Below are 25734 nucleotides of genomic sequence, written 5' to 3' on the forward strand. Positions count from 1 at the left end.
ATATACCTCACCTCTCCTTTTTTTAGAAGTACCCAACAAACGCAAACTTACGTTCCTTATTTATTATATACCCGAACAAACGATCTGTCAAAAAACGTTCACCATTCATCTCATCACTAAAGTAACGAGTTTTCTGGTGAACATTTATAAAATAAAATTATCCTTTATACAGAGTAAACACCCCACTTCATAGTGCGAAGTGGGATGTTTCTATACATATTCAAGTATTTGTTGCAGTTCTTCCACATATTCAGCTGATCCCGTCACAACTAAGCGGTCGTTCAATTTCAATTCTGTATCTCCATGTGGAACAATGGAATCCTTACCGCGAAAAATACGAACCATAATAACGTCACCTGTAAACGGAAACTCTCGAAGTAGTGTACCATCATAATTAGCGTTATTCATGTTAATTTCATACAACGCACTGTCTTGTTGGGTAAAGATATTTACAACATTTGGTGCTTCAATCAATGCCTTCAATAGTGTTTTAGATGACATTAATACAGAGAAAACATCGATACCAATTTCCTGTAACTTTTTTTCAGTAACTGGGTTTTCGATACGAGCAATAACTCTTTCTACACCATGTTCCTTAGCATACGTGGCAATTTCCTCATTCTTGTATTCATTTCCAGTAGAAACGACAACAATATCATGATCAAATACACCAGATGCTTCTAGCGTGTCTAGTTCATAGTTATTAAGCTCGTTAATATCAAAAATAGTACGACCTTTTTTTACATCCAGTTTTTCTTGTTTTGTATGGAATAAATGCGTCTCAAATTCTTTCGGATCCAACTCACGAACAACCGGAATGGTTGCTTGATTTGTACCAATGAAAGAAACGGTTTGCTGATAGTCTACTTCTTCTTGATTTTCATAATATTTTTTAAAGAATGACGGTGTAATAATACAAGATAGCACGGCAACTAACACAAGAGCACCATGCATTTCACTTGAAATAATCTCTAGTCGTTCACCAATCGTCGCAGCAGCGATGACTAGCGATAATGTAGAAGTTAATAGCATACTTGCTGCAACGACCGTTTTGGTATCATACCATTTTCTCAAAACAGCGACCGGTATAACTTTTGAAATCAAGAGTGCGATAAATAATAAAGGAATCAACGCTAATACTTTTGGTTCATCAAATAGTGCCCATAAATCTAAATCTACTCCCACCATCACAAAGAAAATAGGAATTAAAAAACCATATCCAAAGCTATCCAATTTTTGTACTAACTCTTGATTTGGTGCTAATAACGAGACTAATGCTCCAGCTAAAAAAGCACCAAGAATATTTTCTGCCCCTACCGATTCCGATAAAGCTACAAGGAAAATGATTAAGGTAAACACTGCCCTTGTCCCAATTTGAATCGTTCCTTTAGACATTGTTTCGATAAATGACTGATTGCGAAAATACTTGCCGACAAAATACAGTAAGACACCAACACCAAATAGGATTAACAACAACCACATATTGCCGGATTCTTCACCATAGAATGATACGAATACTGCCAATAAGATCATGGTAACTAAATCGGCAATGACAGCAATTAATAAAATCGTTTGTCCTACGGTAGTTTGCATCGCTTGTGCTTCCTTCAACGTTGGAACCACAACCCCTAATGAAATCGTAGAGATAATTAACGTCATTAAGTAAACATTATCGATAAATCCAAATAACACAAATAGATAAGACAGGATGAATGATAATATTAAAATGCCAACAAAAACAAGACTTGCTAATAAAACTGGATTGGGCATTTTTTCCGTCATATTCTTTTGATTTTTTCGTTGTTTTTTACTAGAAAAAATCGAAAAATCTATTTCCAAACCACTAAGAAACATTAAAAAAATAAAACCTAATGTCGATAATGTTTCCAACCAGTTACTCTCTTCAACAAGGTTAAACCCGCTATTTCCAATGATCAAACCTATGATAATTTCCGCTACCACAACCGGAATCATCTTCAACCGGAATCTGTGTAACAGTATTGGTGTTAAAAATGCCGCGATGATGACTATTACTAATGAACTAACAGACTCAGCATGCTCCATCTTACCGCACACTCCTTTCCCCTTAAACTAAGAAGCTCATAAACGCCGTTGCTAAACCAAAATAGATAAATATGGAAATTAAATCATTTAATGTCGTGATAAATGGTCCTGATGCTACTGCCGGATCGATATTAAAGCGGTCCATCATCATGGGAACAAAAGCTCCAGATATAGTTGCTATCAATAGAGTAGCCATCAATGAAATTCCCACTATGATTCCTAAAAAGAATTGATTATACACTAAGCTAATAAGCATGATAATGATAATACCACAACAGAACCCTGTAATTAAGCCTGTCTTTGTTTCTCTCCAAATCACTTTAATTTTTCCCTTTTTTTCTAACTCTCCTGTTGAAATACTCCTAACTGCTACCGCCAACGCTTGCGTGCCTGTGTTTCCTGCCATACCAGCAATTAATGGAATGAAAGCAGCCAAGATGGCTACTTCTTCTAAAGCCGCTTCAAAGCGGGTTATAATACTGGCAGTAAGCATGCCTAGGAATAGGAGTGCTATTAACCATGGCAATCTTTTTTTTGCAGAAGAAATAGCTGTATCACTACTACTTTCAACATCAGAAATACCAGCTAGCTTGGAATAATCATCACTTGCTTCTTCATCCATAACGTCCATAATATCATCGACGGTTATAATACCTAATAGATGTTCTTGAAAATCAACAACTGGAAGTGCTAAAAAGTCATAGTCTCGCATCATTTGTGCGATATCCTCTTGATCTTCTCCAACTGGTACGGAGACAACGCGCTCACTCATAACATCTTGAATAAGCCATTCACCTTCCGCAATAATTAAATCTCTTAATGATATAACACCGACAAGTTTTTTAAAGGAATCGACAACATAAATATAATAAATCGTCTCGGCAGAAGGAGCTTCTTTTCTTAAATGCCTCATCGCCTCTTTGACGGTCATTTGTGTATGAATCACAACAAATTCTGTAGTCATAATACTACCGGCTGTTTTTTCTTCATAATGAAGCAATTCTTTAATTTCTTCTGAAGATTTCTTTTCCATTATCGTTAAAAAACTCGCTACTTTATTTTTATCAAGCTCATTTAAAATGTCTACCGCATCATCCGTTGACATATGTTCCAATACTTTTGCTGCAAATGCTGGAACCATCTCCGTGATGAATGCTTCAACTAAATCCTCATCAACTTGCTCAATCACATCAGCCATTTCTTCTGGGGATAGATAGGAATAAATTAAAAAGCGGATATCCTCATTTTGTTCTTCAAAAATCTTTGCCTGATCATAAGGATGCAACTCTAAAAATTCTGCTCGAAATTTGTCAATTTGTTCATCAAATAATGCTTTTTGAATTTTTTCCCACATTTCCAATCGCTCATGCTGTTCTAAATGTTCCATTATACCGTCCCCCCTTACTTACACTGACTTATTCTATATCTTGGGATGTTAAAAGAATAACACAAATTTCGAAAAAAAACGCTAATTTTACACATTCTTATCAAAAGAAGATGTTACAATAAAGTGAGACTTCCACTAGCGGGGGAATTTGTCCCCCACTGGGCTCGGCGAAGTTACAGTGTTAGCATCCGTTATCTCCCTTAGCTTCTTCGACGAAACTTGATTGGGAGTTTACGACCGATTAGCACCATGGTAATGTGGGAAAATTATTGTTTTTATTCTCAAAAAACCATTTATACACTATACTAGGAATAGACTATATTTTTCAAGAAAGAAAGGTTCAGTTATTATGTCGGAAAAAAACTCAAATTCAAAGCTTGATTATTCATTGATTTTAATTATTATTTTACTCGCGATTATAAGTGTTTTTACTTTATATACATTAGATCCATATTTAGATCAAAACCCCTTATTTCAAAACATGTACTTAAAACAAATAGTCTGGTATATCGCCGGATCAATGGCAGTTGCTATTATTATGATGTTTGACTATGATCGCTTTCGACAAGTTTCCTGGCTGCTTTATGGATTAGGTGTCCTAGCGTTACTTATGCTTTATTTCCATTTTCCACCAGGGATTGCCAAACAAGTAAAAGGTGCTTGGGGATGGTTTGAGTTTCCAGTGCTAGGAACTATTCAGCCAGCTGAATTTATGAAAGTCTTTCTCATTATCTTTTTGGCTCATATCATGGTCGCACATAATGAGAAATATCCAGTGCATACCGTAAAAATGGATATTTGGTTACTATGTAAAATGGGATTTTTTATGCTGCTCCCTGTTTTTTTCCTATTAAAGCAACCTGACCTTGGCGGTGTATTAGTATTGGTTGCCATTACTGCCTGCATGATTCTTGTCTCTGGTATTAAGTGGCGGATTATCTTAACTATTTTTGGTACATTTCTTGTTTGTTTTGTATCTGCTATTACCCTGTACTTAACAAATCCGGAAGAAGTAAATCAATTCCTCTATGATCAAGATCTTGATCACGTAGTCGAACGATTTCAAGGATGGTTATTTCCTGATGAATACAGTCAAGGTGGGGCTTATCAAACATTAAAAGCAATGTTGGCTATTGGCTCTGGACAATTATCAGGTAAAGGGATGGGAGACCTTCAAGCTGCCTATCAAGTACCAGAGTATCATACGGATTATATATTTACGACTATCGCTGAACAATTTGGATTTTTTGGTTCTAGTGTTGTGATCCTTATTTACTTTTTGCTCATTTACAGACTGATTTATATTGCACTGAAATGTAAAGATCCGTTTGCCAGTTATATGCTAACCGGAATAATCGGTATGTTTACTTATCAAGTATTTCAAAACATCGGAATGTCGATTCAATTACTTCCTGTAACTGGATTACCATTGCCTTTTATCAGCTATGGTGGTAGTTCAACCCTTACCTACATGATTGCAATCGGAATTGTTTTAAGTGTCTTTTATCGTATAAAAACCTATATGTTTGACGAATCATAAAGGGAGAGTTTTAGTTCTGACTGATTATTAGCGAACAAGTAATACGTGGTATACATTGAACAGACAACGGATAGGAGTTATTTCAATGAAATTAGATATTATCGGCGATATTCATGGGTGCTATCAGGAACTTCAAACACTGCTTAAGGAATTAGGGTATCAATGGGAAAACGGTAAAATCCATCATCCTGAAAATAGAATACTTGCTTTTGTAGGAGATTTAACTGATCGAGGGCCTCGTTCGCTCGATGTGATTCGTATTGTCTATCAGATTGTTTTAGAACAGAAATTCGGCTATTATGTACCAGGCAATCACTGTGATAAACTGTATCGTTTCTTTCTGGGCAATAATGTGAAACAACAACATGGTCTAGAAACAACCGTAGCAGAATACCAACAACTGTCTAAACAAGATCAAGCCGAAGTAAAAAAGATGATGATGACACTTTATGAGGATGCGCCGTTATATCATGTGATCGATGAATTATATACCGTGATCGCACATGCTGGGATTCCCGAAAAATATATCGGGAGACATGATAAGAAGGTAAAAACATTTGTGCTATACGGAGATATTACCGGTGAAAAGCATGATGATGGTAGACCAGTGCGCAAAGATTGGGCACAAGATTATCATGGTGACAAATGGATTGTTTACGGGCACACTCCCGTTTTAGAACCAAGATTTGTGAACAAAACAGTAAACATTGATACTGGTTGCGTATTCGGAAATAAGCTGACAGCCTTTCGTTTACCAGAAGAAGAAATAGTCAGTGTCGAGTCCACCATGCCATTTGTTGAGGAGAAATTTAGATATTAAAAAGAATAATTAGCTAAAAAGTTCCGATCATTCGTAGATCGGAACTTTTTGGTTGGTATATTATTTATTTAAGATTTCCACGTTACCACTTCTATTTCCCATCACAATGGTATCGGCCATATGAACAAATAGGCCATTTTCAACTACTCCAGGAATCATATTTAAGGTATGGTTTAGTTTGTAAGGGGCTTGTATATTTTCAAAATAGCAATCCAAAATATAATTTCCGTTATCTGTAATGAATGGAGTATTCTCTTTAGCGCGTAATGTAGGATTGCAACCTAATCTACTTATCTGTTTTCTTGTCATTTCCCAACCAAATGGCACAATTTCAACTGGTAAGGGGAATGCACCTAAATGACGAACGTATTTTGATTCATCGATAACGATAAGGAGCCTTTGCGAAATGGATGCCACCATTTTTTCACGTAACAAAGCTCCTCCACCACCTTTGATTAGTTCGAAATTTGGATTGACTTCATCAGCTCCATCTATAGTTAAATCCAAATGGTTGACAGAAGACAGATTCACTAATGGAATACCTAAATCTTCTGCGAGAGTTTCAGTGCTTTTAGAAGTAGGTACACCTTTAATATCAAGTCCTTTTTTTACTAACTCAGCTAACGCTACAATAGTCCAATAAACGGTTGAACCAGTTCCAAGACCGACTAGCATTCCGTCCTGTACATACTCAACAGCCTTTTCTCCTGCAATCTGCTTACTATCCATTTCATCACCTCATCTAAGTATTCACTGTTCAACTCTTCTTTTTTTGGTGAGAAGCATGAAAAAGAGCGAGCCTTGGTTAATTGGTTAATTCGTTTATGACTTCGCTAATTTAAATCGTTGCCATGCCTCTTCTAAATCATCAGCTAGCGAGATTTCGAATTCCATTAGTTCCTTTGTGAGAGGATGATGAAAGGAAAGCTGATGACAGTGTAATGCTTGGCGCTTTAATTTAGTAGTATCTCCATCATATAGACTATCACCTATCAATGGATGACCAATCGAAGAGAAATGAACGCGAATCTGATGGGTTCTTCCCGTTTCTAATTTGATCTCTACTAGCGAAATGTCTTCTAACTCCTCTTTTACTTGATAATGCGTAATAGCTCTTTTTCCAGTAGCTGCAACCACCCTCTTAATAATTGAATCCGGAGCTCGGTCAATCGGGTAATCTAGCACCCCTTTTTTCTCGTTAAGCTGACCAGTAATAATCGCTTGATAACGTCTATTTACTTTTGCTTCATGCTGGTCTTGAAATAAAATGGAATGGCTATAACGATGCTTGGCGATTAATAACAACCCTGATGTATCACGATCCAATCGTGTCACCACATGAACTGTGTAAGGTACTTGCTGTTGGTCATAATGATAAATGATCCCATTCGCAAGTGTATTACTAAGGTGGTGAAAGGAAGGGATAGTAGCCATATACGGCGATTTATTCAAAACCAGCACATCATCATCTTCGTATATAATATCAATCGGAATTGGTTCCGGGATTAATAACTTGCTTCTTTTTTCTGGTGGGAATACAACCTCTACCAGATCATTCTCTGACAATCGATGACGAACGGTAACGCTATTATTATTGACTAACAGTTTACCACCTTCAAATTTAATTGCTGTTAAAATTCTTCGTGATATTCCTCGAACTTGTATTAAATATTCTCTTAACAATAAGCCGTTGTACTGCTTATTTACTTTCCACTTCAATTTATCCACCTACACTATATTATGATCTTTCATCAGAAATAAAGGAGTCGTGCACCCTTTTCCAAAAAGGAAAGGCTCTGAACCTGGCAAAACGAATTTTTTCATCTGAGACGCGACATTCGATACGATCAATATTGGCATACTCCTCTGTATTATGATCTACTGTAATTAACATACTTCTATCATGATATAGTGGCAACAGCTCACATACATGATGCTTCGGTAAAATTAACGGAGAACCAATTGTCCGGAAGACGCGATTATTGATCGAGGCCATCTCCGTAATTTGTAAGGCATTAAGGGACGGATGGAGAATAGCTCCACCTAATGCTTTATTGTATGCTGTACTTCCAGATGGGGTTGATACACATAAACCATCTCCACGAAATCGTTCGAAATGTGCTCCTTTAATATGAACATCCATTGCAACCGTACTATCAATTGATTTGACAGAAACTTCATTTAATGCCACGAATTGTTGATACTGTGCACTATCAACCGGATGGATTTTTATATCTAATAGCGGATATTCCACTACTTCAAAGGGCTTTTTGGCAATTTCAATAATTAATTTCTCCACTTCCTCTGGCACCCAATCTGCATAAAAGCCTAAATGGCCTGTATGAACTCCTATAAACGCGGTGTCTTTTAATCGATGTTTGTACGTATGGAAAGCCTCCAGAAACGTACCATCGCCACCTACTGAAATAACAAGCTCTGGCTTCTCTTCATCATATTCAAGTGAAAAATCCGTTAAATATTGTTTCACTCTCGACTTAATAACTTCTGACTTATTATCACTTCTTGAAAGGATTGCAAAGCGCATGTTATCCCCCTCCATTAGTCATCACTTTCTTTGTTAGTTTTAAAAATTCTTTGTGCTTCTTGAATTTCATCTTTTACTTTGGCCATTTCTTCATCTAATTTAAACGCTGCTTCAGCAGCACGCTTTAGTCTTGTCCTTACTTTTTCAGGCATTCTGCCTTCATATTTATAATTAAGAGAATGCTCATTTGTCGCCCAAAAGTTCATGGCTAATGTTCGAATCTGAATTTCTGCAATAATTTTCCGTTCCCCGTGAATCGTTTCTACTGGATAAGATATAATTAAGTGATAAGAACGGTATCCACTTTCTTTCTTATGATTAATATAATCACGTTCTTCTATTACCTCAAAATCATTGCGTGACTTTAAACGGTCAACGATATCATATATATCATCAACAAATTGACAAACAACACGAACTCCTGCAATATCCTGTAATTCTTCTATATTATCCATATGTATATTTTTACGTTTCATTTTTTCTTTAATACTTGATACAGGCTTAACTCTAGCCGTCACAAATTCAATTGGTGAGTGGCTGGACTCATATTCAAATTGTGATCGCATCCCTTTCAGTTTTACCTTTAATTCTTCAACCACCTGTGCATAAGGTGCCAAGAAGTTTCTCCAATTCATGTCTTGCACCACCTATTGTTTACATTATCTGAGTTTATTTTATCATATATCCTAACAAAGAAGTAATCTTTGCCATTTTCATTATTTTTGCTTTTTTGGCAGAAATCCTTCAAAATATAGAAAGCATGAAAGGATGAGTACAATGACACAAGAAATTGAGATAGAATTTAAAAACCTTTTAACAAATGCAGAATACCAGCAATTAGTTAAACATTTTCATTCCTATCAGATGACGAAAATTGAGCAAAAGAATCACTATTTTGAAACGGCTGATTTTCAATTAAAAAAGCATCATGCTGCACTCCGAATCAGAGAAAAGCAGGGGACATTTCAGTTAACATTGAAGCAGCCTAATCCGAATGGAGCTGGTTTATTGGAGACACATTGTCCTATAACAACCGATGAAGCACAACAATGGATCAATGGGCATATAATTGCAAAAGATGAAGTATCAAAAGCTCTACAAGCCATGCATGTAAATATCCAGGAGTTAATATACGGTGGAATGTTGAAGACAAACCGATTGGAATGCACGTATGATAATACCACTGTTGTCCTTGACCAAAGTCATTATAACGGTTATACCGACTATGAATTAGAATTAGAAGCGGAAGATGAGCAACACGGTAAAACCGTCTTCCAACAACTTTTAACTGCTCATCAAATTCCAAAACGGAAAACCCCGAATAAAATTGAACGTTTTTATCATACACTAAAGATATAGGAAACGCTTTCATTGCAAAACAAATATAACCTGCTATACTGTTCAATAACAGTTGAGTACCTACTGCTAAAAGGATTAAACTACCAAAACACATAAGTTGCTAGTTCTATGTAAACACTGTTACAATATAGTAACATAAAGAGAGAACTATTTAGTAACATGAGATGAAAGGTTTGGAGGAATATGAGAGAAGAAGCGCGCTCCATCTATGAAGCAATTGGTGGACAGGAAAAAATTGATGAATTAGTTGAGGCTTTTTACGCACGAGTGTCTAAACATCCTGATCTAATTCCAATTTTTCCAGATGACTTTACTGAAGTCGCGAGGAAACAAAAACAATTTTTAACTCAATTTTTTGGCGGTCCACCGTTATATATACAAGAACATGGGCATCCTATGATGAGAAAGCGTCATTTACGCTTTCCAATTACTCCGACAAGGAGAGACGCTTGGCTTTCCTGCATGGAGGGTGCACTGGAAGAAGCAAATATTGAGGAACCATTTCGAAGTGCAATGTTTGATCGGCTCACTCTTACAGCCAATCACATGATGAATACGCCTGAAGAGAAAGGAGAATCATTGTGAATTGGAATTCTGCCGGATCTTGGCAACCGCAAGATCGCAACCAAACTGCGCATTATCACTTTATTGATATCTTAAAGAAGCCAATTGAAATATATGTGTTTATTGATCCACTTTGCCCGGAATGCTGGTCTCTTGAGCCATATTTAAAGAAACTTACCATTGAATATGGGCGTTTTTTCACTATAAGAACAGTGCTGAGCGGACAACTAACAAACTTGCATAAAGACAAATTTGAAAAACCACGAAAATTAAAAGATATCTGGGAAAAAACCGCAAGTCGTACCGGTATGAGTTGTGATGGGGATCTCTGGATCGAAAACCCGATTCATTATCCATGGCTCGCTTCCATCGCTATAAAATCCGCAGAATTACAAGGAAAAAAAGCGGGTAGACGTTTTTTACGCAAATTACAGGAGCTTGCCTTTTTAAATAAACAAGATATTTCTCAGGAAGAAGTATTATTGAGTTGTGCTAGAAAGGTTCATCTCGATATTGAAGAATTTCGCGAAGACCTTTGTTCAAAATCGTCAAAAAAAGCCTTACAGTGTGATTTGAAACTTACCAAAGAGATGGACGTTGAATATATTCCTACTATGGTTTTCTTTAATGAGTCAGAAGACGATGCGGGCTTGAAAATTTCTGGTATTTATCCCTATGAAATTTATGTCAAAGTTCTTAAACAAATGCTTCAAAAAGAACCACTTCCAGCGAAGAAACCTAAATTGTTGGATTTCGTATCACACTATGATTTTGTTGGAACAAAAGAAATAGCAGTTGTCTATGATTGGCCCATGGAAAAAGCTGAAAAAGAAATGAAAAAGTTACAACTGAAACAACAAGTTGAAAAAGTACCTGTAAAGTTTGGCTACTTTTGGAAATATGCGAAATAGCAAAGAGGACATGTTACGTAACATGTCCTCTTCTGCTTTACCTATTACTAGATAAGGGATGGGAGAAAGTTTCAGGTCAAACAAAGGGGTTGTTTGTTTTACCTTGTCTTTACTATACCAAGCGTGAAGCCGGATGACAATAGGTTTGTGCACAAATTCACAAAAGTTTCACACTTCTAGATTACAGTGTAGTGTTACGATATAATGGTGCATTTATCAGTCACTTTACGAAAATCTAAAGAATAATATCCATTTTTATTAGCTCCTCTTAGTTCAAACCATGCTCGGACTAACATTTTTCTGATGGCATCAGCAGATTGGACTAATAAAAAATCTCTTGCAAGTCGGTTGGATACTGTATTTCCGCTTAACAAGGCAAGATGAAATAATGGTCGCAGATGTGCATCGTCACTACGTTTACCGCAATGAGGACACTGCCACCGATAACGTTCTCGTTTCATCGCAAAAAGTTCACACGTTATACATGGTACACCTTTTTTCAAATCGTTCCATGAAAGTCCATGTTTTTCCATTAGATTGATCTGATCCTCCACATGACCACTTTTGAGATAATTAACAAGATCCTCTTGTTGCTTTGAACTTATACTATTAACATAATGTTGATCCATTATCTGAATATATAAAGGAAGTGCTTGACTAGTCAGAATTCGATCTTTATGGGGGTAGTTAACTATTTCTAACTTTTCATTAAAATTTGTGAATACACAAACAGTATAAATCGGTGGAATAGGGTGAGGAAAATGATGCAAATATTGCATTAACTGTATTTTTTGTAATTGAACTTGTAAAATGGGATCCGGAAAAATATCGATCTGTTCCTCCTTGTAACGGTGAAGTTGGTGTGAATGAGTATCAAAATGAATAATTCCAGACATATTTTTTACTTCAATGATTAATATATATTTAAGAGAGACTAATATTCTATCCATCTGAAAAAAGTCATGATGTTTTAGTCGTAAACCTTTTATTAAGTGTTTTGCCATGGAGTCCACTCACACGAAAATAATAATCAAGAGAATCTTCTCCAAACAACCCTGATTGATATTTACGGAATTGGCTATGTATGTCGGCATATTGAGGATGATGCGGATTAAGTCGTTCCAGTAATGCCTGATAGCTGGATAGTTTCATCAATTCACTCCTTTAAAGGTGGTGTCGTAATGAAAGTATTACTTTTCGTTCTACCGGTATTTGCGTTTATACTTAATATTTTTGGATTAATGCGAATGATTCCACTCTATTTCACTGTGCCCCTATTATTTGTTACGATTTATATGACCCTTTATTTTTGGCGAGACAGAAAACAATTCAAAGGATTTAAAAAGGCCACCAGATAAGAGTGGCCTTTTATAAAATCTTGAGCATTTAGTGATTAGGACTGACTAATTTTGCTCAGTTTTTCTTAATACCTATTTAATTAACCTGATCTAATAATTTTTCCATTTCATCAAGCTTTTCCTCAAATACCTTCAATGCATTAGTAACAGGAGTTTTTTCTGTCATGTCTACACCTGCTTTTTTAAGCACTTCGATTGGATAGTCGCTGCTTCCTGCTTTCAAGTAACCGAGATAACGTTCTACTGCTGGTTCTTTATCTTCTAATATTTGAGCAGCTAATGATTGGGCAGCTGCATAACCTGTTGCATATTGATAGACATAATAGTTGTAGTAGAAATGTGGGATACGTGACCATTCTAAACCAATTTCTTCATCTACCACCAGGTCATCACCAAAGTATTTTTTATTCAAATCATAGTATAATTCTGTTAAACGGTCAGCTGTTAATGCTTCCCCGTCCTGGGCTAACACATGAATGTTATGCTCAAATTCGGCAAACATTGTCTGTCTGAACACTGTACCACGGAATCCTTCTAAAAAGTGATTAAGCAAGAATAATTTTTCTTTCGGGTCATCCGTTTTTTCCACTAAGTAATTATTCAATAATGCTTCATTACAAGTAGATGCTACCTCTGCAACAAAAATTGAGTAGTTTCCATAACGATATGGCTGGTGTTTATGTGTGTAATAGCTGTGCATCGAGTGACCTAATTCATGTGCCAATGTAAATAAGTTATTTAAATTGTCCTGCCAGTTCATAAGAATGTATGGATTGGTACTGTAGGCACCAGAAGAATACGCTCCACTACGCTTTCCTTTGTTCTCCTCGACATCAATCCAGCGTTCATTGAATGCCCTTTGCATGACGTTTAAATAATCATCACCTAAAGGTTTAAGTGCTTCTGTCACCGTTTCTTGTGCTTGCTGATAGGTAAAGGACATATCGACATCTTTTACTAATGGCGTATACAGGTCATACATGTGCAATTCCTCTACATCTAATACTTTTTTCCGTAAAGCTACATACCGTTTAAGTAATGGTAATCCTTCATGAATCGCTTCAATGAGGTTATCATATACTTTTTCTGGGATATTATTTTTGTTTAAAGCGGCTTGTCTTGCTGAATCATAGTTGCGGATTTTTGCATAGAAATTATCCTTTTTGACAACACCTTGTAAGGTTGAAGCAAACGTATTCCTCAAGCTCCCATATGTTTCATACATTGCTTTGAAGGCATCACGGCGCACACGTTGATCCTTTGATTCAAGAAAATTAATATAGCGGCCATGTGTTAAATCTACTTCATTTCCTTGCTCATCTGTTACAGCTGGAAAGGTTAAATCAGCATTGTTAAGCATACTGAAAGTTTGAGATGGGTTATCTGTTACTTCAGATGCTTCGGCTAATAACGCTTCTTCTTTTTCTGATAAAACATGTGGACGCTGACGATTAATTTCATCTAATGTATGCTTATATAAAGCTAAATCTTCATGCTCTTTAAGATATTGCTCTAATGTCTGCTCGTCCAACTTTAAGATCTCTGGCGTTATAAAACTCATCTTACTGGAAGCCTGTGTAATCAAGTTCTCTGCTTTTCCGTTCATCGCTTGATAGAATGAGTTAGTCGTATCCTGATCATAACGCATATGCGCGTATGTATAAAGTTTGCTCAAACGATCTGATACTTCATCTTGCAATTGTAACAATTGATATACTTTCTCTGCGCCATCGTTTAATGTTCCTTGAAATGCTTCAAATTTAGGTAATAATGCTTGTACCTCTTGCCATTCCTTATCCCATTCATCATCTGTCGCGAAAATATCTTCTAATTTCCATGTTAACTCTTCAGCTATTTCCTCACGTTTCGGTAGTGATTTCTGAGCCTTTGCCATTTGAATTCCTCCTTCTTTTGCTCTTGTGTCTTATTATAACTTATTTACGTATTGTTCATACAGTAGTACGATTTACTTGGTATTTGGTTTCAGAGACCTCCTTTAAAATACCTATACGCACTAATAGCTGTAAATATTCACAAACTGGATGATTTTTAGATTGAATTAACGGAAAATGATCAAAAGGATGGTAATGATCACGGAGAAGATGCATCGCTACATCGATTGTGAAAAACTCTTTTTTTAAGAAGAGGTCAATATAGAGTCTTGATTGCCATATCCATGGTGGGTTTTTCATCCGAAATTGGGTAGTAACAGGAAGATAAATGAAGGAAGGTAAGGTTTGCACATTTAATTGATGAAGATATAACCATTGTCGCCAATTCATCTCTTCTCGTTGATAAGGAGGTACTGGGCGATTACGCCATTGATGTTTCTGTTGTTGCCAATATTTGCGGAATAAATTTTTATGTCGATATCTAGGTTGAAACAGATCATGCCATCTAAGTGAAGTTAACTTGGATATATGCAAGGTCCCAAATGTGTTTGTTTTTGTTAAAAAAATCATATCTTGATAAATGATCAAACGTTTTGTTTCGGAACAGTAATAAAATAAGCTTAGTGGTAATAATGGATGGAATTGATGTAGAAAAGCTTGATCATTGGAAGGAATGGTAAGTGAGTGCGCGCCTTTTCTTTTTAATTTATTGGCTCCGAGTATTCAAATAGGAATAACACCTATGGAACGGTAACCTGCTGTTCTACGACAGATTTCCTGTATCGAAATCGGAGCACATTGATACTCAATCGCAATTTTTTTCTTTTTCACCTCCAAGGAAATATCAGCTCTTTGCTTAATGTTTGGGAAATAATGCTCTAATGTTACTTGATAGCCTCGCGCATGTAACCACAAATAAATATCTTTTTTTCCATTTTCATGATAACTGCCTTCACCAGAAAGACTGCAATTACTTTTCCTGTGATGAGCGAAATGCGGCGTATTCTTCGTCCCCGCCTTAATCATTAACCGCTCATGACAAGCTGGACAAAAAAATTTTTCCTTTCTCATTTGCTTAATTTGATCACGATTCAACTTCCAAAGTGGTACAAGCTCACCAGATTGATTGACTGCTTGCAACATAAAAAATCACCTCCATGTAATTATAATTCTACAAAGAGGTGATTATTCCTGCTTATGAAGCTTTTCCTGGTATCGAATTTTTGATAAAGAAGGCTAAAACAAAGCCTGCAATCGAGATGATACCTGCAACCATAAATGAAACATTGACACCATGGACCATTCCTGCTAAACCATCAGCAGGGATTGCTTGATTCATCATGACGGAAACGAGCAAAGCTGTCCCAAGTGCACCGGACATTTGTCGCATCGTATTATTCATCGCTGTACCATGCGGAATAACATCGTTTGGTAATTGATTCAATCCGGCTGTCGTTACTGGCATCATTACCATTGAGATACCAAACATTCTCACAGCATTCACTGTTGCAATATAAGCAAAACTTGTTTCTGTTGTTAAAATAGCTAGTAAAAAGGTGGTGATCGTGAGTAATCCTAATCCGATCACAGCAAGCCATTTTCCTCCAAAACGATCGAACAGACGTCCAGTGACAGGATTCATTAATCCCATTAATACAGCTCCCGGTAACAATGCTAATCCTGACTCAAGGGCTGTAAATCCTAGGTAATCCTGCATCATAATTGGTAGTATAATGGCCCCACCAATCATGGCTAGAAAGGAGATCATTCCGATAACAGTAGTTAAACTGAACATGCTATACTTAAATATCCGAAATTCCAGGATCGGTTTCTCTAACTTGAATTGACGGCGGATAAAGAAATATAACGTTACTGCTCCTACCACTAATGGTATCAGTACCATTCCACTTAACCAACCATGATTAACATCTCCGGCCATACTAAATCCATATAAAATGCCACCAAAACCTAGAGTAGATAAGATGATTGAAACCGTATCTACTTTAGGGAATGTTTGCTTTGTTACGTTAACTAAAATCTTATTTGCAACAATCAAATCTATTATAGCGATCGGTAACACGACGTAGAATAAGCTTCTCCACGGAAAAGTTTCCACTAACCAACCTGATAATGTTGGTCCAATTGCTGGTGCAAACGCAATAACCATCCCAAATAGACCCATAGCGGTTCCGCGCTTTTCAATTGGGAAAATTAAAAACATGATCGTCTGCATTAATGGCATCATAATACCTGCACCAGCTGCTTGCAATACTCTCCCAATCATCAAAACAGAAAAGCCAGGGGCTACTGCTGCTACCAAAGTACCTACAGCGAAACTTCCCATTGCTGTTAAAAATAACGCTCTAGTTGTAAAACGTTCAATTAAAAATGCTGTAACAGGAATCATAATTCCGTTTACAAGCATAAAAATCGATTGTAACCACTGAGCAGTAGCCGCATCGATTTCTAAATCTTCCATAATATGAGGTAATGCTGTTCCAAGTAATGTTTGGTTTAATATTGCGACAAATGCACCTGACATTAAGACAATCATCAACGGTGTTCGTTTTATCTCTATATCGTTGTTCATACTCTTCCTTCTTTCTATTTTTTACATACAGCATATATCATAACATAATTTATTTCGAAATACGAAATACTTTACAACATTTTTTATTTTTTCACTTCAATATTTATTAGTATGTACTAGATAGAGCCTTATTATTTTTAATTGTTTTTAATAAGAAAAGCGCAGAGTGCCCGCTTAAAAACGTAGCGGCTGGAGCTAATCAACTGAGATAAAGGAATCACTGAGAAAAGCGAACCGATGATGACTTTCGCCTAAAGGCATAAGTGCGACTAAGCCTCTGTTTTCACCAATCGGCAAGTCTTCTTTATCGTAAGGGGATTCGTGAAGTCGCCTAGTTTTTGGGCGCTAGGAGCTAGACATCTCCGAAAATTTTATACTTTCTTGTCCTATAGGAAAAGCGAAAAGTGCCCGCGGAAAGCGAAGTAATTAGTCAGAACTTGCAAATATGCATAAATTATTTCAAAATAACTACTTCGATAAACACGGTCATTGCACTGGTTTTATACTTTCTGGCGTTATGAAAAAGAAAAAAACTAAGCATCATACTGACACTTAGTTTAACGTGCAAAATGTTCACTAACTTGTTCTAGTGCATCTTCTTCAAAGATCACTTTACCGTATTCCTCTACAACGAATACTGTTAGCGCTGATTCTTGACCATATTCTAAAATTTGACTAATTAAGTCCTCTTGCTCATCATCTGTCAAATAATCTTCATCAAATCGGGTAATCAACATGTATTGATTATCATAGTAATATAACTCATCTCGCATTCCAATGGACGATTCAAAAACATGGCTTAATTGAATAATATCTTCTAACTCTTTAAAGTTGACTACTACAACAAAATCCTGACCATATTGGTGTTCCATTTCTGGCATTTCTTTCTCAGTTGGTCCGAATTTCTCTTCTAAAAGAGATTCAATCTTATCATCAACTGGCATATCAATGGTTTTTCCAGACTCAGTTGGTAACTGCAAGTTTTGGCCATCTTTCGAAATTTGCGCTTTTGTTACCACAATTTCCAGACCTTTTTCAAGAGCTTGCACTTGGATCCATAATGGACCATCGATTTGGAAGTCTTCTTCGTTATAATTGACTTCATCCATCACTTGCCAAAAAAGTTGTTCACTCTTCTCACGATTATACCAAATTTCTTCTCGATCAAAGCCACGGTCTTCGATATCCATGTAGGAGATGTAAAATTTAATTGTATTTTCGTTAATTCTTTCTATTTCCATCCTGTAACTCTCCCTTCTTGATAAGTGATTGGGTTGGAAGGGATCACTGTTCATCTATCTAAACCCTTATTAACACAAATACCCTTTTGGTCATCCTATCTTATTAAGAAAAGTGCAAAGCGCCCGATTAGAAACGTAGTGGCTGATCGAATCAACTGAGATAAAGGAATCCCGGTGAGTTTACGAACCGATGATGACTTTCGCCTAAAGGCATAAGTGCGACTAAGCCTCTGGTTTCACCAATCGGCAAGTCTTCTTTATCGTAGGGCGATTCGTGAAGTCGCCTAGTTTCTGGGCGTTCGGAGCTAGACAGCCTCCCAATTTTTTATACTTTCCTTTTTAAAAGGATGTTACCTCTATTGTATGATAATTACTCCTTATTTGAAAACATAAAAACCTAAATATTTAAAATTGGACTTGAAACATTGTATTAATTATAGATTGTAGCTTATTATACCCTATTTGTCACTAGTTAATTGCTTCAATTTCGCAAAAAGCACATTACAATTTATTAACAACTGCTTTAATAAAAAAGCAGACCTCAAAATAAGATCTGCTTTTCCTTTTAGTTTACCATTCTTTGTGCTTCTCTTAATTGGAATGTACGAACTGTACGTGGTAAGAAGCGACGAATTTCATCTTCGTTGTATCCAACTTGTAGTCTTTTCTCATCTAGAATAATTGGTCTTCTCAATAATCCAGGATTATCTTGAATCAATTGGAATAAATCTTTTAATGGAAGCTGATCCAAGTTTACATTTAATTTCTGGAATACTTTAGAACGAGTTGAAATGATCTCATCTGTTCCGTCTTCCGTCATTCTTAAGATTTCTTTAATCTCATCAAGCGTTAATGGTTCTGAGAAAATGTTGCGTTCTGTAAATGGAATATCGTGTTCCTCTAACCATGCTTTCGCTTTACGACATGATGTACAACTTGGCGAGGTATAAAGTGTTACCATGTAACTTCACTCCTCAAAATGAATTAATTTATAATATTTAGATGCTTGTCACTTACACCTTTTATTACTTTAAAATGAGTTTAATCTATCATCTATGTACTAAGTATACTATATCTTGTAGTGGAATGATAGGGGGTTATGTGTTTTTCTTCACTTTTTACATATCTTTACCGTTACCAAAAGTATTCCCTTACCGTTCCTCCCTAAACACCATTTTAGAACTTTATTTATTTTTTTCTTCTTGTTGTTTATCTAATACATCAAAAATATCAGTCGCTTCCCGGTCACCATCATAGGTTAACACTTCATCAACAGGCTGATAGGATTTTCCGTAAATTTCTTCATCCTTATAAGTATGAATATCTTCGTACATCCGTTTCATTTGCTCATAAATTTCTTCTTCATTTTCTCCAGTTGGTGACCAATATAAAATTTCTAATGAATTAGCCTCATCAGTTGCCAAGGACTTTCTTGTATAACCAATGGAAACCGCATGCTTAAACCCTTCTCGTTGGTAGAAGCGTAATCGCTTAGTTGAATCACTATCTTGATAATCATAAGGTTCGACTTCTAAAATAATCGGTTTATTTTTTTTCTTTAACTTTTCGATAAGTTTATGACCAATTCCCTGTCCACGTGATTCCGTCGATACATAGACATAGTCAATAAATAGAAAAGTTGGAAACTCAGCATACATTAATACGTGATGTGGTCCTTCATCTTTATAATAAACATCTCCTTTTTCTTTTAATAGCAATTCCATATGTTGTTTTGACTTCATTTCCTCTACAGGGAAATATTGCTTTAATTTCTCGTACCAGTTCATAAACTAATCTCCCCTTTAATAGTGTCTTTCCTTAATGCATAGAATCACTTTCATTATACCCTCTTTTGCTATAATTAATCGCAAAAAAGAACATTCCATCCATTCTACTCAATAGAAAAGACCTCACATTAGTGAGGCTAATCTAATGGTGTATAATCGACTCCTTCAGTATATGAATTCCCAGCATTCCAAATTAGAAATTCATCAATACCATTCTCGTTTAAAGCTTTTATCTGTGCTTCCACTTCTTCCACCCCATACTGGAAAGTTGGTCCACTATAGAGCCAAGGAGCTTCAAAATCTTGAATCCATGGCCTAGATACAGGTGGATTATCTAGTGCACCTAACACTTCATTTTCCACTTTGGCATATTCATTGACAAGTTTGTATGGTTCTTGATCCGGTTTATCAATTCCAAAATAAGGTGTCCAATGACTAGGGTAAATCATCGATGAAATTATATCGACATTATCTGCAATTCTAGAGAAGTTTTGGCCAATACCTGGTGTTTCTTCCAGTGTTGCCGCATAACCAAATATGTCAACTGATACATCAACATTATAGGATTCTAATTCTTTCTTCGCATAGGCAACAAAATCTGTCACAGCTTCTACTCTTTTTTTAATGTCGTCCAGTTCGACATCTTTATAATCACCTTGGCCATATTCTAATTCCTTATCACGCTTTTCAAAGCCTTCTGGGAAACGAACATAATCAAATTGGATTTCTTTAAAGCCAAGTTCTGCAGCCATTTTGGCGATCTCAACATTATATTCCCACACTTCTTGTTGAAAGGGGCTTACAAAGGATTCTTTTTTACCATTTTCCCAAACTTCGCCATTTTTTGTGAATGACAGGTCTGGTCTTGCTTTTGCTAAAACAGAATCTTTAAATACAACAACACGCGCTATTGGGTAAATTCCTTCCTCTTCAAGTGTTTTTAAGACTTCTTTTGGATCACTCATAAAATTTTGAGCAACCCCTTCATATGGCAACTCTTCCTCGGGTTCATACGTAAGATACCCATGATCTTCTTTAATGTCGATTACCATCGCATTTAGATCGGTTGAATCAATAAGATCCAATAATTCCTCGAAACGGCTGCCACCAGCAGAATGTCCGGTTACATAGATACCTCTAACCGCATCTGGATATTCAAATTGTAAATCAGAAACAAACGAAAATCTTGCTAATGCTTCTGGTAATTCGTGAATAAATAACTCTGTTTCCTTCTTCTTATGAGCTTGCGCTTGCAGTGTATCTCCTTCTTCTTCAGCGCTTACTGTTGTTGTGATTGCCACTAACATAAGCATTGCAATCATCATGCTGACTGACCATTTTATGTACTTACGCATATACCATCAAACTCCTACAGCAAAATTTATGTATAACTTTATTATATAGAATTTCTGTCCTCTTTTGTTAATATTCGTAGAAAAATTCTTAAAAATGATGGAATTTGGTTCTTTTATCTTAATCTTACTTCATAATAACGGTAAATATACCTAGTTTTATGTTGATTCACTTATTGGCGATGGTTAAGATGAAAACAAACCCAGGGACACTAGTCACTGGGCACTGGTCCAAATGATTAAGCTTTTATTATTGATTGCCTGGGTACGCTTTATATGTTTCTTCGTTACATAATAACCAATGGCCTTGTTTCACTTCTCTAAATTTAGCATTGTCCGCATCATGTTGTGCGGGATCATAAATCGTCCGCTCACGGGTACGCTCAAAATCTGGATCCGGCAACGGAATCGCTGATAAGAGGGAACGTGTGTATGGGTGCAATGGATTTTTGTATAACTCGTCACTGTCTGCAAGCTCTACTATTTTACCAGCATACATTACTGCAATACGGTCACTAATATATTTAACCATCGAAAGGTCATGTGCAATGAAAAGGTATGTCAGCCCATGTTTTTCCTGCAATTCTTTCATTAAGTTAACTACTTGGGCCTGGATTGAAACATCCAACGCAGAAATTGGTTCATCGGCAATAATAAATTCAGGATCAACTGCTAATGCTCTCGCAATCCCGATACGCTGACGTTGTCCTCCACTGAACTCATGAGGATATCGAGTCGCATGTTCTTTATTTAAACCAACTGTATCTAAAAGGTCTTCAACTCGCTTTGTTTTTTTCGCTTCATCTTTGATTAACCCATGAATTTCAATACCTTCTAAAATAATTTCTTTTACCGTCATCCTTGGATTCAAGGATGCATATGGATCCTGAAATATCATTTGCATTTGACGGTTAAATTGCTTCAAATCTTTCTTTGACTTACGCCCATGAACATCAATACCATTAAATTTTACTTCACCACTTGTTGCATTATATAAGCGTATGATCGTTCTTCCAGTTGTTGATTTTCCACAACCAGACTCTCCAACTAAACCAAATGTTTCCCCACGATAGATGTCGAAACTGACACCATCTACTGCTTTAACAATACGCTTTCTTCCTGCTTGGAAATATTGTTTTAAATTTTTGACTTCTACAATCTTTTCTTCATTCATCATCGATTCTCCTTCCCAGCAGAAAGGTTCCCTTTTGCGATACCTTTCATTCGCTTTTTCACTGCTTTAGGAGGTTCCACATCAGGTGCATCACCATGTAGTAACCATGTTGCCGCATAATGTGTACCTGATACCTTAAACATCGGCGGTTCTTCTTCCAAGTCAATTTGCATAGCATATTCGTTACGAGCGGCAAATGCGTCCCCTTTTGGTGGATTGATTAAATCCGGTGGTGTACCTGGTATTGCCATTAATTTCTCGTCATCACTATCTACTGTTGGCATCGAACCAAGTAACCCCCATGTATAAGGGTGTTTAGGATGGTAGAAAATATCATCGACTGTTCCTATTTCCACAATTTTACCTGCATACATAACCGCTACACGATCCGCTACATTGGCTACTACTCCTAAATCATGAGTAATAAATATAATAGAAGTTTCCATTTTCCTTTGTATATCTTTCATAAGTTCTAAAATTTGTGCTTGAATTGTTACATCAAGTGCTGTTGTCGGTTCATCTGCAAGCAATACTTTTGGATTACAGGCTAGCGCAATTGCAATCACAACCCGTTGTCTCATACCACCTGAGAATTGATGTGGGTACTGATTCATACGGCTAACTGGATCGGGTATCCCTACTAATTCCAATAATTCAACAGCACGATTGCGAGCTTCTGATTTCGATAACTTCTGATGTAAAACCAAACTTTCCATAATCTGTTTTCCAATTTTCATTGTTGGGTTTAAGGATGTCATCGGGTCCTGGAAAATCATTGATATATCCTTCCCCCGTATTTTCTGCATCTCTTTATCGGAAAGTTTTGTTAAGTCTTTTCCCTCAAATAGAATTTCACCTTTGGGAATGTGGCCAGCTGGCTTCGCAACAAGTCCCATCAAAGCTTTGACTGTTACGGATTTACCAGAACCTGATTCCCCGACAATTGCCAGTGTTTCACCTTTCTCAAGTGTGAAATCCACACCTCTTACCGCTTGAACCGTACCACCATAAGTATCAAAGAACACATGTAAATGACGAACATCTAAAATGGGATCCATCTTCTCTCCCTCACTTTCTCATCTTCGGATCTAATGCATCTCGTAATCCATCCGCTAAAATATTAAATCCAATCATTAATAAGGAAATAATCACAGCTGGGTAAAGCAGCATATATGGAAATACTCTATAATCATCAAAGGCTGTATCGATAAGAGTTCCTAGTGATGCGATCGGTGGTTGCAGGCCTAAACCAATAAAACTTAAAAAGGCCTCAAAGAAGATTGCACTAGGAATCGTAAACATCGTATTAATAATGATCATACCTGTCACATTTGGTATTAAGTGTTTCATCAATATCCGTTTATCATTTGCACCTAATGTTCTTGCCGCTAAAATGAACTCTTGTCCTTTTAATTTTAGTACTTGCCCACGTACAATACGTGCCATACCAATCCAACCTGTTATTGTTAAGGCAATCGTAATGGCAATTAATCCCGGTTTCAATAAAATGATCATTAAAATAACTACAACTAAATTTGGTATTCCGGAGAGAATTTCAATAATTCGTTGCATGATATTATCTGTTCTGCCACCATAATAACCAGATATTCCACCATAGATAACACCAATTACCATATCAATCATCGCTGCAAGAAAACCAATATATAAAGAAATTTGTGTACCATTCCAGATACGTGTCCATAAGTCCCGCCCCATACTGTCGGTACCAAACCAAAAATATTGATCTTCTAATCCTCGCGCTGCATAAATATCTACTTCCATTGCAACCGTTACATAACCATCTTCACTTTCTTCTTTCGTGATTACTACTTCTGTGTCTTGCACATACTCTTCCTCTATTTCATATCCAGCTAACCCACGTTCTATCGCCTCTTCTTCGGTTGCGCCTTGCACTTCATATGTTTGCATACCATCGAAGCCGATCGCTTCTAATCCTTTTACCTTCGGAGGCAAATAGGCAGCATCATAATTCGCACCTTCATTGGAGTATTCATTCATAAATGGTCCAATGAAAGCAATTAAGATGATAAAGACGATTACGATTAATCCAGTAATAGCGCCTGTATTTTTACAAAGTCGGATCCAAGCATCCTTCCAAAAGGAAAGTTGCGGACGTGAGAGTTCTTCATTGACATCATCTGGTAAATGGACACGTTCGAACTTTTCCGCGTTATACTTCTTTGTACCATTGTCCATTAGTCCTTCCCTCCTGTAATACGGATTCTTGGATCTATCATTCCATACAGTAAATCGACAATTAATATTACCAAGATAAATAATACTGAAAACAGCATGGTTGTCCCCATAATAACAGGATAATCATTAACACTAATCGAACGAACAAATTGTTCACCAATTCCCGGTACAGCAAAAATTTGTTCAATCACTAATGTACCCGTCATTAAACTAACGGTTATGGGGCCTAATACGGTAATAACAGGTATTAAAGCATTTCGCAATGCATGTTTAAACATAATACTTGAATTTGAAACACCTTTTGCTCGTGCCAATTCAATATAATCAGACCCTAATACTTCAAGCATCTCAGTTCGCATAAAACGTGCACAGATCGCCATTGGAAATATCATCAGCGATATCGTAGGTAGTACCGTATAAATCGGTCCCTCCCAAAAGGAGGGCGGGAAAATTCTCCATTGTACTGCAAAGTAATATTGCAAGAGCCCTGCGAATACAAATGATGGTATGGATATCCCTATAACAGCTAAAACATTGGAAGAGTAATCAACCCAAGTGTTATGTCTAATCGCAGCTATCATCCCTAAAATAATTCCTAAAATAGAACCAATAATTAAAGCTTGTGCACCTAAATGTGCTGATGGACCAATTCGATCCAGTATTATGTCTGTTACCGATCGATTATCATATTGAAACGACACGCCTAAATCACCTTGTACCATTCCAAGCATGTATTTGGCATACTGTACAGGTACAGGATCATTTAATCCGTATTCCTCTAGTAATATTTGCTCCTGTGCTTCTGTCATTTTGCCACCAAGTTCGTTAAACGGAGAGCCAGGAAGTAACTGCATGAGAAAGAATGTCGCTGTTGCAATAACAAACAATGTAATAAACATATAAACCAGTCGTTGTAAAATATATTTGGCCAAT

General features: G+C 36.6%; 25 protein-coding genes and 1 pseudogene. 6 read left to right on the forward strand and 20 right to left on the reverse strand.

The genetic code is table 11. The features are described from left to right. Positions 1-210: 210 nt before the first annotated feature. The gene (locus tag GHT08_RS19275; RefSeq protein ID WP_163583024.1) at positions 211-2064 is read right to left on the reverse strand and encodes a monovalent cation:proton antiporter family protein; all 1854 of its coding nucleotides are present in this window, start codon (positions 2062-2064) and stop codon (positions 211-213) included. 22 nt (positions 2065-2086) lie between these two features. Next, the gene (gene mgtE / locus GHT08_RS19280; RefSeq protein ID WP_163583025.1) at positions 2087-3451 is read right to left on the reverse strand and encodes a magnesium transporter; all 1365 of its coding nucleotides are present in this window, start codon (positions 3449-3451) and stop codon (positions 2087-2089) included. Positions 3452-3800: 349 nt separating this feature from the next. Between mgtE and GHT08_RS19285 the strand changes: the two genes are divergently transcribed. Together GHT08_RS19285 and prpE are read left to right on the forward strand one after the other, a co-directional pair. Next, positions 3801-4991: an FtsW/RodA/SpoVE family cell cycle protein gene (locus tag GHT08_RS19285; protein WP_163583026.1), complete on the forward strand. Its 1191-nt coding sequence runs from the start codon at positions 3801-3803 to the stop codon at positions 4989-4991. A gap of 85 nt (positions 4992-5076) precedes the next feature. Next, complete coding sequence (gene prpE, locus GHT08_RS19290) at positions 5077-5811, forward strand: bis(5'-nucleosyl)-tetraphosphatase PrpE (RefSeq protein WP_163583027.1); 735 nt, start codon at positions 5077-5079, stop codon at positions 5809-5811. A 60-nt stretch (positions 5812-5871) separates the two neighbouring features. Here prpE and rpiA read toward each other — a convergent pair whose 3' ends face one another. The 4 genes from rpiA to yjbM form a co-directional block, all read right to left on the reverse strand. Then, complete coding sequence (rpiA, locus tag GHT08_RS19295; protein WP_163583028.1) at positions 5872-6540, reverse strand: ribose-5-phosphate isomerase RpiA; 669 nt, start codon at positions 6538-6540, stop codon at positions 5872-5874. Between the two features lie 93 nt (positions 6541-6633). After that, entirely contained in the window at positions 6634-7539 is a 906-nt protein-coding gene (locus tag GHT08_RS19300; protein ID WP_337747831.1) for an RluA family pseudouridine synthase, read from the reverse strand. 10 nt (positions 7540-7549) lie between these two features. Next, a complete protein-coding gene (locus GHT08_RS19305; RefSeq protein ID WP_163583030.1) occupies positions 7550-8356 on the reverse strand; it encodes an NAD kinase in 807 nt (268 codons plus the stop codon). Between the two features lie 14 nt (positions 8357-8370). After that, complete coding sequence (gene yjbM, locus GHT08_RS19310) at positions 8371-8991, reverse strand: GTP diphosphokinase (protein ID WP_163583031.1); 621 nt, start codon at positions 8989-8991, stop codon at positions 8371-8373. A 142-nt stretch (positions 8992-9133) separates the two neighbouring features. On the opposite strand from yjbM, the gene GHT08_RS19315 reads away from it, so the two are divergent. From GHT08_RS19315 to GHT08_RS19325, 3 genes are all read left to right on the forward strand, one after another. Next, positions 9134-9715 carry a CYTH domain-containing protein gene (locus GHT08_RS19315; RefSeq protein WP_163583032.1) on the forward strand — a complete coding sequence of 194 codons (582 nt, stop codon included), beginning with the start codon at positions 9134-9136 and terminating at the stop codon, positions 9713-9715. Between the two features lie 183 nt (positions 9716-9898). Then, positions 9899-10300, forward strand: coding sequence for a globin domain-containing protein (locus tag GHT08_RS19320; RefSeq protein ID WP_018933329.1), 402 nt, complete (start codon positions 9899-9901; stop codon positions 10298-10300). Beyond that, entirely contained in the window at positions 10297-11190 is an 894-nt protein-coding gene (locus GHT08_RS19325; protein ID WP_272953916.1) for a ClpXP adapter SpxH family protein, read from the forward strand. The genes GHT08_RS19320 and GHT08_RS19325 overlap by 4 nt, the downstream gene beginning before the upstream one ends. Positions 11191-11384: 194 nt before the next feature. Here the strand turns inward: GHT08_RS19325 and GHT08_RS19330 are convergent, their stop codons facing one another. Both GHT08_RS19330 and GHT08_RS19335 read right to left on the reverse strand, forming a co-directional pair. Beyond that, a complete protein-coding gene (locus tag GHT08_RS19330; RefSeq protein WP_163583033.1) occupies positions 11385-12194 on the reverse strand; it encodes a nuclease-related domain-containing protein in 810 nt (269 codons plus the stop codon). After that, positions 12151-12342 carry a hypothetical protein gene (locus tag GHT08_RS19335; RefSeq protein ID WP_163583034.1) on the reverse strand — a complete coding sequence of 64 codons (192 nt, stop codon included), beginning with the start codon at positions 12340-12342 and terminating at the stop codon, positions 12151-12153. Before GHT08_RS19335 ends, GHT08_RS19330 begins: the two co-directional genes overlap by 44 nt. 29 nt (positions 12343-12371) lie before the next feature. Between GHT08_RS19335 and GHT08_RS19340 the strand changes: the two genes are divergently transcribed. Then, on the forward strand, positions 12372-12548 hold the full coding sequence (locus tag GHT08_RS19340) for a hypothetical protein (RefSeq protein WP_163583035.1): 177 nt from the start codon (positions 12372-12374) through the stop codon (positions 12546-12548). 76 nt (positions 12549-12624) lie between these two features. On the opposite strand, the gene pepF is transcribed toward GHT08_RS19340, so the two are convergent. The 12 genes and pseudogenes from pepF to opp3b form a co-directional block, all read right to left on the reverse strand. Next, positions 12625-14442: an oligoendopeptidase F gene (pepF, locus tag GHT08_RS19345; RefSeq protein WP_163583036.1), complete on the reverse strand. Its 1818-nt coding sequence runs from the start codon at positions 14440-14442 to the stop codon at positions 12625-12627. Between the two features lie 55 nt (positions 14443-14497). Next, entirely contained in the window at positions 14498-14935 is a 438-nt protein-coding gene (locus tag GHT08_RS22660) for a hypothetical protein (RefSeq protein WP_475404884.1), read from the reverse strand. Continuing rightward, positions 14933-15583: pseudogene (locus GHT08_RS22665) on the reverse strand (competence protein CoiA); the annotation flags it as partial. The pseudogene GHT08_RS22665 and the gene GHT08_RS22660, both read right to left, overlap by 3 nt. Positions 15584-15635: 52 nt before the next feature. After that, positions 15636-17030: an MDR family MFS transporter gene (locus GHT08_RS19360; RefSeq protein WP_163583038.1), complete on the reverse strand. Its 1395-nt coding sequence runs from the start codon at positions 17028-17030 to the stop codon at positions 15636-15638. Positions 17031-17587: 557 nt separating this feature from the next. Next, positions 17588-18271: an adaptor protein MecA gene (gene mecA / locus GHT08_RS19365; protein ID WP_163583039.1), complete on the reverse strand. Its 684-nt coding sequence runs from the start codon at positions 18269-18271 to the stop codon at positions 17588-17590. 565 nt (positions 18272-18836) lie between these two features. Continuing rightward, complete coding sequence (gene spxA, locus GHT08_RS19370) at positions 18837-19232, reverse strand: transcriptional regulator SpxA (RefSeq protein ID WP_018933337.1); 396 nt, start codon at positions 19230-19232, stop codon at positions 18837-18839. A 223-nt stretch (positions 19233-19455) separates the two neighbouring features. After that, positions 19456-20058: a GNAT family N-acetyltransferase gene (locus GHT08_RS19375; protein WP_163583040.1), complete on the reverse strand. Its 603-nt coding sequence runs from the start codon at positions 20056-20058 to the stop codon at positions 19456-19458. 137 nt (positions 20059-20195) lie between these two features. Then, complete coding sequence (locus GHT08_RS19380) at positions 20196-21413, reverse strand: putative glycoside hydrolase (RefSeq protein ID WP_163583041.1); 1218 nt, start codon at positions 21411-21413, stop codon at positions 20196-20198. 247 nt (positions 21414-21660) lie between these two features. Continuing rightward, positions 21661-22584: an ABC transporter ATP-binding protein gene (locus GHT08_RS19385; protein ID WP_163583042.1), complete on the reverse strand. Its 924-nt coding sequence runs from the start codon at positions 22582-22584 to the stop codon at positions 21661-21663. Further along, positions 22584-23642 carry an ABC transporter ATP-binding protein gene (locus GHT08_RS19390; RefSeq protein WP_163583043.1) on the reverse strand — a complete coding sequence of 353 codons (1059 nt, stop codon included), beginning with the start codon at positions 23640-23642 and terminating at the stop codon, positions 22584-22586. The genes GHT08_RS19385 and GHT08_RS19390 overlap by 1 nt, the downstream gene beginning before the upstream one ends. A 10-nt stretch (positions 23643-23652) precedes the next feature. After that, entirely contained in the window at positions 23653-24801 is a 1149-nt protein-coding gene (gene opp3C, locus GHT08_RS19395; RefSeq protein ID WP_163583044.1) for an oligopeptide ABC transporter permease, read from the reverse strand. Continuing rightward, positions 24801-25733, reverse strand: coding sequence for an oligopeptide ABC transporter permease (gene opp3b / locus GHT08_RS19400; RefSeq protein WP_163583045.1), 933 nt, complete (start codon positions 25731-25733; stop codon positions 24801-24803). The genes opp3C and opp3b overlap by 1 nt, the downstream gene beginning before the upstream one ends. Between the last annotated feature and the right edge of the window lies 1 nt (position 25734).

This window comes from Gracilibacillus saliphilus (genome assembly GCF_010994085.1).
GTDB classification, from domain to species: Bacteria; Bacillota; Bacilli; order Bacillales; family Amphibacillaceae; genus Gracilibacillus; species Gracilibacillus lacisalsi.

Coding starts and splice junctions, on each gene's coding strand:
- GHT08_RS19275 (WP_163583024.1), bottom strand. CDS start 2,064: ATGGAGCATGCTGAGTCTGTTAGTTCATTAGTAATAGTCATCATCGCG.
- mgtE (WP_163583025.1), bottom strand. CDS start 3,451: ATGGAACATTTAGAACAGCATGAGCGATTGGAAATGTGGGAAAAAATT.
- GHT08_RS19285 (WP_163583026.1), top strand. CDS start 3,801: ATGTCGGAAAAAAACTCAAATTCAAAGCTTGATTATTCATTGATTTTA.
- prpE (WP_163583027.1), top strand. CDS start 5,077: ATGAAATTAGATATTATCGGCGATATTCATGGGTGCTATCAGGAACTT.
- rpiA (WP_163583028.1), bottom strand. CDS start 6,540: ATGGATAGTAAGCAGATTGCAGGAGAAAAGGCTGTTGAGTATGTACAG.
- GHT08_RS19305 (WP_163583030.1), bottom strand. CDS start 8,356: ATGCGCTTTGCAATCCTTTCAAGAAGTGATAATAAGTCAGAAGTTATT.
- yjbM (WP_163583031.1), bottom strand. CDS start 8,991: ATGAATTGGAGAAACTTCTTGGCACCTTATGCACAGGTGGTTGAAGAA.
- GHT08_RS19315 (WP_163583032.1), top strand. CDS start 9,134: ATGACACAAGAAATTGAGATAGAATTTAAAAACCTTTTAACAAATGCA.
- GHT08_RS19320 (WP_018933329.1), top strand. CDS start 9,899: ATGAGAGAAGAAGCGCGCTCCATCTATGAAGCAATTGGTGGACAGGAA.
- GHT08_RS19330 (WP_163583033.1), bottom strand. CDS start 12,194: ATGGCAAAACACTTAATAAAAGGTTTACGACTAAAACATCATGACTTT.
- GHT08_RS19335 (WP_163583034.1), bottom strand. CDS start 12,342: ATGAAACTATCCAGCTATCAGGCATTACTGGAACGACTTAATCCGCAT.
- GHT08_RS19340 (WP_163583035.1), top strand. CDS start 12,372: ATGAAAGTATTACTTTTCGTTCTACCGGTATTTGCGTTTATACTTAAT.
- pepF (WP_163583036.1), bottom strand. CDS start 14,442: ATGGCAAAGGCTCAGAAATCACTACCGAAACGTGAGGAAATAGCTGAA.
- GHT08_RS19360 (WP_163583038.1), bottom strand. CDS start 17,030: ATGAACAACGATATAGAGATAAAACGAACACCGTTGATGATTGTCTTA.
- mecA (WP_163583039.1), bottom strand. CDS start 18,271: ATGGAAATAGAAAGAATTAACGAAAATACAATTAAATTTTACATCTCC.
- spxA (WP_018933337.1), bottom strand. CDS start 19,232: ATGGTAACACTTTATACCTCGCCAAGTTGTACATCATGTCGTAAAGCG.
- GHT08_RS19375 (WP_163583040.1), bottom strand. CDS start 20,058: ATGAACTGGTACGAGAAATTAAAGCAATATTTCCCTGTAGAGGAAATG.
- GHT08_RS19380 (WP_163583041.1), bottom strand. CDS start 21,413: ATGCGTAAGTACATAAAATGGTCAGTCAGCATGATGATTGCAATGCTT.
- GHT08_RS19385 (WP_163583042.1), bottom strand. CDS start 22,584: ATGAATGAAGAAAAGATTGTAGAAGTCAAAAATTTAAAACAATATTTC.
- GHT08_RS19390 (WP_163583043.1), bottom strand. CDS start 23,642: ATGGATCCCATTTTAGATGTTCGTCATTTACATGTGTTCTTTGATACT.
- opp3C (WP_163583044.1), bottom strand. CDS start 24,801: ATGGACAATGGTACAAAGAAGTATAACGCGGAAAAGTTCGAACGTGTC.